This window comes from Pseudanabaena sp. CCNP1317 (genome assembly GCF_034931345.1).
Taxonomy (GTDB): domain Bacteria; phylum Cyanobacteriota; class Cyanobacteriia; order Pseudanabaenales; family Pseudanabaenaceae; genus Pseudanabaena; species Pseudanabaena galeata.
In genome coordinates this window covers 1-11,480 of the sequence record NZ_JAYGIF010000151.1, presented here as the reverse complement: position 1 = coordinate 11,480, position 11,480 = coordinate 1, and the positions used below count along the sequence as shown (strand labels likewise).

At 44.4% G+C, this 11,480-nt stretch carries 8 protein-coding genes; 3 read left to right on the top strand and 5 right to left on the bottom strand.

Annotation, left to right across the window (positions count from 1 at the left end; translation table 11 throughout):
• Positions 1–3 precede the first annotated feature (3 nt).
• Positions 4–1,095, top strand: coding sequence for a redox-regulated ATPase YchF (ychF, locus tag VB775_RS23265; protein ID WP_281008727.1), 1,092 nt, complete (start codon positions 4–6; stop codon positions 1,093–1,095).
• A gap of 592 nt (positions 1,096–1,687) precedes the next feature.
• On the opposite strand, the gene VB775_RS23260 is transcribed toward ychF, so the two are convergent.
• Complete coding sequence (locus VB775_RS23260) at positions 1,688–4,291, bottom strand: chloride channel protein (RefSeq protein WP_281008726.1); 2,604 nt, start codon at positions 4,289–4,291, stop codon at positions 1,688–1,690.
• A 206-nt stretch (positions 4,292–4,497) separates the two neighbouring features.
• Entirely contained in the window at positions 4,498–4,974 is a 477-nt protein-coding gene (locus VB775_RS23255) for a Uma2 family endonuclease (protein WP_281008725.1), read from the bottom strand.
• Between the two features lie 264 nt (positions 4,975–5,238).
• Between VB775_RS23255 and uvrC the strand changes: the two genes are divergently transcribed.
• Positions 5,239–7,146 carry an excinuclease ABC subunit UvrC gene (uvrC, locus tag VB775_RS23250; RefSeq protein ID WP_407072947.1) on the top strand — a complete coding sequence of 636 codons (1,908 nt, stop codon included), beginning with the start codon at positions 5,239–5,241 and terminating at the stop codon, positions 7,144–7,146.
• 53 nt (positions 7,147–7,199) lie between these two features.
• Complete coding sequence (locus VB775_RS23245) at positions 7,200–7,331, top strand: hypothetical protein (protein WP_281008723.1); 132 nt, start codon at positions 7,200–7,202, stop codon at positions 7,329–7,331.
• Positions 7,332–7,446: 115 nt separating this feature from the next.
• Here VB775_RS23245 and VB775_RS23240 read toward each other — a convergent pair whose 3' ends face one another.
• The 3 genes from VB775_RS23240 to VB775_RS23230 all read right to left on the bottom strand — a co-directional run.
• A complete protein-coding gene (locus tag VB775_RS23240; protein ID WP_281008722.1) occupies positions 7,447–7,947 on the bottom strand; it encodes a hypothetical protein in 501 nt (166 codons plus the stop codon).
• 36 nt (positions 7,948–7,983) lie between these two features.
• Complete coding sequence (locus tag VB775_RS23235) at positions 7,984–11,133, bottom strand: efflux RND transporter permease subunit (protein WP_281008721.1); 3,150 nt, start codon at positions 11,131–11,133, stop codon at positions 7,984–7,986.
• A gap of 136 nt (positions 11,134–11,269) precedes the next feature.
• The coding region (locus VB775_RS23230) for a transposase (protein WP_416235818.1) at positions 11,270–11,480 on the bottom strand (211 nt) is incomplete at its 5' end.

The following is an 11,480-nucleotide window of genomic DNA, read 5'->3' as shown; positions in this document are numbered from 1 at the left end:
ATCATGCTCAAAGCTGGGATTGTCGGACTACCCAATGTGGGGAAGTCTACGTTATTTAATGCTCTAGTTGCCAACGCCAAGGCGGAAGCAGCCAACTTTCCCTTTTGTACGATTGAACCCAACGTTGGCTCGGTGTCCGTCCCTGACGATCGCCTAAATACCCTCGCCGAAGTCGGTAAATCCGCGCAAATAATTCCCACCCGAGTCGAATTTGTCGATATTGCAGGATTGGTCAGAGGCGCAAGCAAGGGCGAAGGACTAGGAAATCAGTTTCTAGGAAATATTCGTGTCTGCGATGCGATCGTTCATGTTGTACGTTGTTTTGAAAATGACGACATCATCCATGTTGAAGCTTCAATTGATCCAGCCCGTGATATTGAAATTATTACCCTCGAACTAGCTCTATCCGACCTATCTCAAGTCGATCGCCGCATTGATCGTACTCGCAAGGCAGCCCGTGCCGATGCTGATGCCAAAATCGAATTAGCAGCCCTTGAAAAAGTTCGTGAGACCCTAGATGCTGGTAAGCCTGCGCGTCTAGCCAATCTCAACGACGAAGAAAAAGAAGCAATTTCGGTGTTGCAGTTGCTGACCCTCAAGCCGACAATTTACGCGGCAAATGTCTCTGAAGATGATCTAGCAACTGGCAATGCTTTTGTCGATAAAGTCAAGGCGATCGCGGCGGCAGAGAATGCTGAAGTAACTATTGTCTCGGCTCAGGTTGAAGCTGAACTTCTAGAATTGCCAGATGATGAACGCCAAGACTTTCTAGAATCCCTTGGAGTCAAAGAAGGCGGCTTAAAATCCTTAATTCGCGCCACTTATCACCTTTTAGGCTTACGTACCTACTTTACTGTTGGCCCCAAGGAAGCCCGTGCTTGGACAATTCATGCAGGGATGAAAGCCCCTCAAGCCGCAGGCGTAATTCACTCTGATTTCGAGAAAGCCTTTATTCGGGCGGAAACAGTTGCTTTTAAAGATCTTGTAGAGTGCGGCTCAATGAGTGCGGCTCGTGCTAAGGGATTGCTCCGCAGTGAAGGTAAGGAATATGTGGTGCAAGAAGGTGATGTAATTTTATTCCTGACTAGCGCCTAGGATCAAAATATTGCTTCGCAATATTTATAGCAAGTAGTGGTGGCGCTTAGCACCGCCACTACTTGCTATAAAACAAAAAGACCTAGCCATTGGCTAGGTCTTTTTGTTTCGGAATACTTTAGGATCTTTAGGTCACAGTCAACTGCTGGAAGGATCTCAGGTTTACTAGAAAATTAGGCTAGCGAACTAGAGATAATTAACTAAATACCTTACAGAACAGCCCCAGCACACAGCTCGGAAACCTGAAGACCCACACGTTTACCGTTACTACTATCTGATTGCATGGGCATCACCTCCTGTTGTCTAAATGTTTATTATCAAGTGTGATTTGGCTTGAAACCAAAGGTTTATTCAACCTGAGATGTAATATAACTGACAAATCAAAATTTGACAATACCCAATAAGTGAGTGGAGTAATTCTCATTATGAACATCAGTTATTTGAAAGCCCGCCGTTGGCGGGCTTTCAAATAACTGATGTTAGAGTTTCCAGCGCCTTCGGCGCTGGAAACTCTAACATCGATTTTGCTGAAATGAGAGGCGGCGCTTTGCGCCGCCTCTCATTTATTGGGTATTGATAGCGCCGCTATCTATCACATCGCTTTGCGGAAAATAATAATTGTTCTGTTACTGTTTTTAGCGATCGCTTCAGGAATATTCCCATGCATAACCTGCTGTAAAATCCCTTCCCGACTTGCCCCTAACATAATCACATCACTTCTCTCTTGATTTGCCAGATCGAGAATTGCATCAGCAATCGATTTAGAACATATTGGAATTGTACCAACGGAAAAATTGAGCGACTTATATAAAGAATTGGCATATTTTTCTAACTGACTCGTTTTATGTTTTTCGTCAGTAGGAGAAAAGATTTGGCAGAGACAAACTTCAGGGTAAGGAGAAAGTGACATCAAACTTGGGAGCAGTAGCAATGCATTCTCATTGTTTGGTCCCCCAGAAATTGGAATTAGCCAACGATCAAAGGAAATATTTGGCTTCTTAAATTCTTGATTAAATGGATTAACCTTTTGGATGCGATCGCTAAATTTGACTAGCATTACATCACAATTCGCCTGCTTCACCACCGTGTCCACGGTGTCACCAAATATGCGCTCGGGAGATTTTGGTTTACCATGCCAACCGATTAATAACAAATCAATCTTACGTTCGCTAGCTACTTCTAAAATTGTTTGACCCGCATCATGGGCTACACGCACTTGGGTATGAATTGAAACTTGCCTGATTTTGGCAGCATCAGTAATCTGTTGAAATAGTCCCAAACTAGGATGCAAATCAACATTAGTGGCTGATGGGGCAAGATGCGATGCGATGGAAATGATATGAAGGCATTCTATTTCATAGCTGTGCTTTTCGGCGATCGCAAGAGCAATCTCAATCAAATACATCGCGGTTTGAGGATTGCTCAAAGGTAGCAATAGTCTGCCTTTGCCTGTAGCTGTTCCACGTTGTTGGTAGACAAGATAGGATGGTTTAGATATTTGGGAACTGACTCCGCGCAATCGCTTTGCTTGAGCGCGTAAAATATCGCTGCGGGTGATGATACCAACAAGCTTATCGCGGTCAATGACAGGTAATCGCGAAAGCTTGTAATAGGAAAGCAAATATAGAACTTGAGTAAGGCGCTCTTCAGGACTAACTGTAATTGGTTGAGAGGTCATAATTTGGCTAATCGCCACATCTCTCGACACATTGCTTTCTTGGGCTTTCACTAAATCCATTTGGGTGATAATACCAACTAGATGTTCATGGGAGACTACAGGAAAGCCACGATGGCGCGATCGCGCAAAAGCCTGCATCGCTTCATTGATCAGCATTTCACTGTTGAGGGTTTCTACCTGTCGCTGCATCACATCAACGGCTCTCAGTCCATCCCATAATCCATCGGTAACGGCTTCTGCTTCAAGATGAATGCCTTTTAGTTTTAATAAATTTGTGTACAAAGAACCAGGGGCATATTTTTCGGTGTAAAGATAAGCAACTACGCTGGTAATCATCAATGGCAGAATAATATTAAAATCTCGTGTGATTTCAAAAACAATCACAAAAGCGGTAATGGGAACTTTTGCAACCGCCCCAAAAAAAGCTCCCATTCCTGATAGGGCATAGGTCGCAAGTGTTCCTGTCCCCAGCATTGAATGTTCAAGGTTCCCCACTAAAGATCCCAGAGCTGAGCCTAAGATCAAGCTAGGTACAAATAATCCACCAGAAGTCTCGGCACTACAAGCAATAAGAGTGAGGATAAACCTTACGGCAAAAGTCCCTGCTGTCAGTTGCCATTCAGATTGCCCCATGGCAAGAAACATCTGTAACCCTGTACTGTCGCGAAAGTCACTAGGTAACATAGCGATCGCTACGCCAGACAAACAACCTGCGATCGCAATTCGCCATGCTAATCCAACTTTAAAAAAGCTCCGATTCCATTTCGTAACCGCAAGGACACTGTGGTTAAAAAATGCAGCAAACCATCCAACCAGTAGCCCTAGCAATAGTAAAAAAGGAATCTCTTGAGCAGAAAATTGAATTGTAGGGATCACTGAAGCAAGGTTCTGCCCTGACAACATTAAAGAAACAACTCCGCCAATAAAAGAAGCTAGGATGGCTGTTCCTAAAGTCAAGCTAGAAACATCATGGAGCAATTCTTCAATTACAAATAATACGCCTGCGATCGGGGCGTTAAATCCTGCAGCAAGTCCTGCGGCGGCTCCTGCGGCGATCAGTTGGCGTTGATATTCGGGTGAAGTGGGAATCCACTGGCTCACCTGTCCTGCGATCGCGGCTCCAATCTGTACGGTTGGTCCCTGACGACCCAGCGCTAAACCTGAACCCAGCGCCAAAATTGTACTGGCAACTTTAACAATGGCAACACGCAAATTTAGAGCGATCGGTACATAACCAAGGGCGGCCTTCACTTGGGGGATGCCACTACCTGAAGCCTCAGTTGCAAATTGTTCAATTAAAAAACCTGAAAGATATCCGCCTGTCAAGCCAATGATCGGCAATGCAAACCATGCGGGTAAGTCGTTAGCAATCTGTAGCCGCCAGCCACCGATCAAACCAATTCCCTGTTTCAAAAGGACGGCAGCTAAGCCTGACAATACCCCAATCAAACAAGCTTCAAAAATGGCTAGCCGTTTTGGTTTTAACCATTTCTGCAACGATAATATGCCTGAAGCCATAAAAAGTTACTGAGTCTTTTGATGAAAACTCATTACATTGAATATTTAAGTAGTTTAGCCGACAATGAGTAGGCGATCGCCTAATATCGCTATCCATTCAAAAAGAGATTGCCTCAAACATTCCTCATCAAAACAAATGGTAAGAATGGGCGGCGCGTAGCGCCGCCCATTCTTACCTCTAGATCACTACCGAAACCAAAAAATAATTATCGTTTAATCTGATTGGGAAAATTAGGGACTAATAGAGATTGAGCTAACTCCCCTTGTTCATTATAAAATCTTATTTGACCTTGTTCGTTACATAGCCATACTTCAAGAGCTTGGGCTTCAAAGTATGACTTTTTTTTGAATTCCATTTCACCCAAGCTATTGCCTATAGATTTAACTTCTATACAAATGTCTGGCGCAATTGATGCTGATACTTCATCTTGAATTTTGTCAAATCTTTCCTCCGAACACCAGACAACATCAGCAACCTTAATCCCATCTTTCGTGTCGATCGCACATTTTGGCATTACTTCCCCATTACTTAATAAAGATTCTAACAAACGTTGAATTCTTCCTTGATGAAAAGAATGTTTAATCTTTACTGGACTCATTATGATTTGTCCCCACTTATTTAATTCAATTTTGAAGGGTAAATCTTGTAGCTGTTTATTCGCACAAGCTTCTTCCCATTTCATAATTAATTACCTAAAGCGAATAACGTAATAATAACTCATCTGTATTAGATTTGGATGTGTTCATCTCAAAAAAACGCCAATTCTAAGGATGAAGTGTAACGGTTTCTGATGAAGCAAAGAAGACTCGTGATTTACTTTTTGCGAGACTTGTCCAACTCAAATACTACACCTACTCCCTTTCCACCCCATAATTAGTGGTGCGGCGCTTCGCGCCGCACCACTAATTATGGGAGTATCTAGATCGTAAGGATTTGATATGATTGGATGATGACTGAGCCGCTACTACAAAATCCTGAAAAACTACAGACGAGATTAAAGGAAATCCCCCTAGAAGCAGGGGTCTACTTTATGCGCGATCGCCATGATGGCGTAATTTATATCGGCAAATCGAAGGCTCTACGCAATCGAGTGCGATCGTACTTTCGCAACAGTCAAGACTTATCGCCACGTATTGCAATGATGGTGCAGTTGGTGCATGAGATAGAATTCATCGTTACCGACTCCGAAGCCGAAGCCCTCGCCCTTGAATCGAACCTGATCAAGCAATATCAACCCTATTACAACGTTCTTCTCAAAGATGACAAGAAATATCCCTACGTCTGTATTACTTGGTCAGAGGACTATCCACGCATTTTTATTACGCGCAAACGTAGAATGGGCGGCACAAAGGATAAATACTACGGGCCCTATGTCGATGTTTTTAACCTCAAGCGGACTTTGGGAATTATCAAACGGGCTTTCCCACTCCGCCAAAGACCGATACCAATGTTTAAAGATCGCCCCTGCTTGAACTATGACATGGGTTTATGTCCTGCGGTATGCCAGCAAATAATTTCACCAGAAGATTATCGTAAGACAATGTTAAAAGTAGCGATGATTTTTCAGGGACGATCTAGTGAATTAGTAGAAACGTTTACTGAGAAAATGGAAGCGGCGGCGGAAGCTTTGGAGTTTGAGAAGGCAGCCGATTTACGCGATCGCATCCAAGTTTTGCAAAACCTCAACTCTAATCAAAAGGTTTCTCTACCAGATGATACAGTTTCTCGCGATGCGATCGCCATGGCACAAGACGAGCAGCATACCTGTATTCAGCTATTTCAAATTAGAGCAGGGCGTTTAGTTGGTCGCTTAGCATTTGTGGCGGATAGTCAGAGTGATACACCAGAGGCGATTTTACAGCGTACTTTAGAGGCTCACTACCAAAACTGCGATCCTGTGGAAATTCCCAACGAAGTCCACACCCAATTGGAACTTCCTGAAGTAGAGATTTTGCAGGCATGGCTAAGCGATCGCAAGGGACGAAAAGTAGCGATCGCCACACCGCAGCGTCAACTCAAGGCTGAACTGATCGAAATGGTGGAACGTAATGCCCAGTATGAGTTAGCCAGAATTCAAAAGCAAAGCGATCGCAATTTACAAGGATTGGAAGACTTAGCGGAAATTCTTAATCTCGACAGTTTGCCCCATCGGATTGAAGGCTATGATATTTCGCATATTCAAGGTTCCGATGCTGTTGCTAGCCAAGTTGTATTTATTGATGGCATTCCCGCTAAGCAGCACTATCGTCATTACAAAATCCGCAATCCTGATATTCAAACTGGACATTCCGACGACTTTGCTAGCCTCGCCGAAGTAATTGCTAGAAGGTTTCGGAAGTATTCCACGTTTGGAATGGAAGCCCTCACCCCCAGCCCCTCTCCCATTGAGGGAGAGGGGGGCAAGAATGATGGTGATTTCCCCGATGTCGTAATGATCGATGGTGGCAAGGGTCAACTTTCATCGGTAATGAAAATTATTGATAAGTTGGGTTTGCGCGATCGCCTAACCGTGATTAGTTTAGCGAAAAAACGAGAGGAAATCTTTTTACCTGAACAGTCAGAGCCTCTGGTGAGTGGCGATCCAGAACGAGCAGGCGTGCAGGTGCTGCGGCGGTTGCGCGATGAAGCCCACCGTTTCGCGATTACATTCCATCGTAAAAAACGCAGTCAAAGAATGCAGCGATCGCACCTCGATCAAATTACAGGTTTAGGACATCATCGCCAAAAGATTCTGCTGGAGAAATTCCATTCCGTTGATTATATTCGTCAAGCAACGGTTGAACAGATTGCCGAAACCGATGGTATCGGCAAGAAGTTAGCTCAACATATTTATAATCATTTTCATTCAACCTGAACTTTGGACAAGAATGAAGCAAAAAAGGAATAAAAGCAAAGGCAGAAGGGATAATGACAGTGCTTGCGGCTATCTCCGAACGCCATGAAGGGGAAGCACCTTGGACAATCCCGTTAGATATGAGCCGAGTACCCACTGAGTTGAATAGTACGCAGATAGGAACCGCCCAACTGAATGCCGTTTGAACGTCAGTTCGGCGAAAGCGAAAAATGGTAAGAATCGCTTAGCGATTCTTACCATTTTTCGCCATTTGCGGCGTGCGAAGCACGCCGCAAATGGCTATATCGAACTCACGTTAAATTACAATTTAAAGCTAAAGCGTCCATTCACTTTTTCACCCTTAATATCTGAGAGAATTGCAATTTTGTATTCTCCTGAAGCAGTGGTTGGTAGATTGGTGGCGTAATGTTTATTAGGCGCATCATAGGCGAGGTCATAGGATTTTTGAGAGCCATCAGGAAACTGAACTTGGGCTGTCACCTTAGCGTCAGGAATTGCTTCATGAGTGTCTCCTGTTTGCAAGAAGAAGTCGAGATGAATATTGTTTTCTTCTTTAACCATTAACAGTTCTAAATGATATGCACCAGCCTCAACGACTTGTCCACCCTGATTGGGTTTACCATGATTTTCTGGTTTTTGATCGGCTTTGGAGTCTGTTTTAGCGACTGTCTGAGTACTTGGTTCTGTGGTGGTGACTGCGTTGGAGCTTGCTGTGGGACTGGTGCTAGTCGGGCTATTACTGCAAGCAGCTAGGATATTTACAAAAATAATAGTAATGAGGAGAAGTTTAGGCGATCGCATATAAATAGAGTTCCTTTTAAAAGATTGGGTGAAATTTTAAAATATAGAAGTTTGCGGCTCCTGCGTAGCAGGAGACACAAGCTCTGTTTTTAGTTTAGGCGCGACATATTTCCCAAATTGGGAATATAAGGCAGGCAGTACCAATAAAGTTAGAGCCGTAGAGGTGACTAAACCGCCTAATACTACAACAGCGAGGGGTTGCAGTATTTCTTTGCCAGCACCTGTGCCGATGACGAGGGGAACCATGCCGAGCGCTGATGTGAGGGCAGTCATCAGAATGGCGACTAGTCGTTCCATTGAGCCTTCATGAATTACTTGCTGGAAGGGAATTCCCTTGGCAAATTTTTGATTGTAATTATCGACTAGTAGTAATCCATTTCTCACGGCGACTCCAAATAGGGTGATGAAACCAACGAGGGAAGCAACAGAAATCACGCTACCACTAATGGCGATCGCTAAAATGCCACCAACTACAGCGAGGGGTAAATTCACCATAATCATTAACATCGCAGGAATGGATTTGACAGCGAAGTACATCAGCACTGCGATAATTAGGGCGGCGAGACTGCCAAAGATAAGTAAGTTTTGGGTGGCACGTTCTTCGGATTCAAACTGTCCACCGTACTGGATAAAATAGCCTGCGGGTAAGATTACCTGCTGCTTGACTTTTTCCTGAATCTCGTTGACCAGCGATCGCAAATCTCGTCCTGATACGTTAGCCGAAACCACGAGCAGACGGGAAACATTTTCACGATTGATTGTATTTGCGCCTGTTCCATATTCAATTTGAGCGACTTGAGATAAGGGAATCTTCTGCCCTGTGGGTGTATCGACTAATAGATTCTGAATTACATCAAGGTTGTTTCTGGCTTCAGGTTTCAGCCATACTACCAGATCGAATAATTGCTGTCCTTGTAATACTTGGGAAACGGTTTTGCCATTGAGGGAAGTTTCGACCATTTCGGCAAGATGTCCAATCGTTAGACCATACCTTGCTGCCATCGGTCGATCAAATTTGATTTGCAATTGTCGAACAGGAACTTGCGGCTCCAGTTGTAAATCCACCAGCCCGTCAATTCCCTTCATGGCAGTTTCTACTTCTCTACCGATCGCCCTTAGTTCTTCTAAATCTTGACCGAACACTTTAACAGCGATCGCGCTGCGAACTCCAGATAAGACTTCATCCATACGATGGGAAATAAAGCCGCCAATGTTGGACGCGACTCCAGGCAATTTATTAAATTCTTGACGTAGTTTAGCGATGCTACCTGCGCGATCTTGGATGCCGCGATCGCTAAGTTCTATATCCACATGACCAAGGTTTACACCTCCCGCATCCGAATCCCCAGGGGCGCGACCAGAGCGTAACTGTACGGTTGTGAAGTCTGGATCATCCTTGAGTGCGTCTTGAAGGGCTAAGCCCATGCGGTTTGTCCGTTCTAGAGAAGTGCCAGGGTAAAGCAAGATCGTATTGACTAGCGATCGCTCTTGGAATTCGGGTAGAAAAACTCGACCGAGGGCTGGCAAGATGATCAGAGATGCAACTAAAGCAGCGATCGCAGGAAATAGAATTAATTTGGGTCGATGAATAGATAGATTTAACAAGGGGCGATAGAGTCTCTGGGCAAAGTTACTCACCCATGTTTCATCGCTAGGCAGTTGACAGGAAGCCAGTAAAATCGCACAGAGGGCAGGGGAGAGGGTCATCGCCACTAGGGTTGAGGCAAAAATAGATACGAGATAAGCCACGCCCATCGGTGCAAAAATACTTCCTTCCACTCCCGTCAGCGTAAAAATCGGTGCAAAAACTACACCAATAATGATCGTGGAGAAAATCACGCTGACGCGCACTTCTACGGAAGTGTCATAAACCACAGTAAAGGGATGTTTGGGATTACCCTCGGCTTGGTTCTGACGCATTCCGCGATAGCAGTTTTCCATATCAACAATGGAGTCATCGACGACAGAACCGATCGCCACTGCCAGACCACCCAAAGTCATCGTATTAATGCCTTGTCCAAACCATGACAAAATCAGCATTCCAATGAGAATTGATAGAGGAATCGCACTGAGGGTAATGACAGCCGTGCGCCAATTCATCAGGAACATAATCATGATTATGGCTACGATGATGATGCCGTCACGGAGGGAATTCCGCACATTTTCGATCGCTGACTCAATAAAGCTCTCTTGGCGAAAGGTAACTTGCACTTTCACATCCTTGGGAAGGGCAGCTTGGACTTCAGCGATCGCTTTTTCGACAGCGCGGGTCACGGTGGGAGTATCCGCTTGGGGTTGCTTATTGATGAGCAATACCACAGCCCGCTTGCCATTGACGCTACCATCGCCCCGTGATAGGGCGGCTCCCAATTTCACTTCGGCAACATCGCTCAATTTCACAGGCTTACCATCGCGAGCCGTCACCACTGCTTCCGCCAACTGCTCAACGGTTTCAATCCGTCCCACCCCGCGAATAATTTCTTCGCGATCGGTCGTAATTAAAAATCCACCTGCGGCATTGAGATTTGCCTGACTCGCGGCTTCAGTCACCTGCTCCAAAGAGACGTTAAAAGCAACTAATTTAGCAGGATCGACTAAAACCTGATATTGCCTGACATCACCACCATAGGCGATCGCCTGTGATACTCCTGCCACTGCCAAGATGCGATTGGAAACATTGCGATCGACCAGTCGCCGCACTTCCATTAAGTCAGTTTTTGGCTCTGAATTATTTTGATTATCTTCCACTGTAAAGGCATACATCAAAATCGTGCCAATCGGTGAAGAAACTGGTGATATTTCTGGCTCTTTAGCATTCTCAGGCAATTTAGCACGCACTTGTTGCAAGCGTTCGGCAACTAATTGACGTGCTTTATAAATATCCGTATTGCCATCAAAAATAATTTTGACCGTAGAAATCCCCACGGCTGAAGCCGATCGCACGGTCACAACATCGGGAGTTCCATTAACGGCGCTTTCGATGGGCAAGGTAATTAATGATTCTATTTCTTCAGGCGCTAAACCCTCGGCTTCTGTTTGAATTTCTACCTGTGGCGGTGCAAAGCTAGGGAATACATCGAGGGGCATCCGCGTCAGGTTGTAACTGCTAAGAATGGTAATTACAATTGCGCCGATGACAACTAACCAACGCTGTGCGATCGACCATTTGAGAATAGAGTTGAGCATGAATTCAAATACTGGAAAGTATTAATTTACATACTTTGTCATAAGATTATTAAATCAGGATGAAATTCTATTTTTTTTAGTAACCTAGACCAAATTTGAAGTAAATCTAATTACCCCAAGGTGAAATGACGCCAATTCAAGGATGAAATGCAACGGGTTCTGATGAAGCAAAGAATACTTCGTAAGGAGTACGATAGTCAAGTGATTTTCTGGGTCTGTGATTGATCAAATTCACTGCCTTCTGAAAGTCCTCTTCTTTCACGATTTTAAAGTTTGTACTTTTGGGATAGAACTCTCTAATTAATCCATTGGTGTGTTCATTCAATCCACGTTCCCATGAATGATAT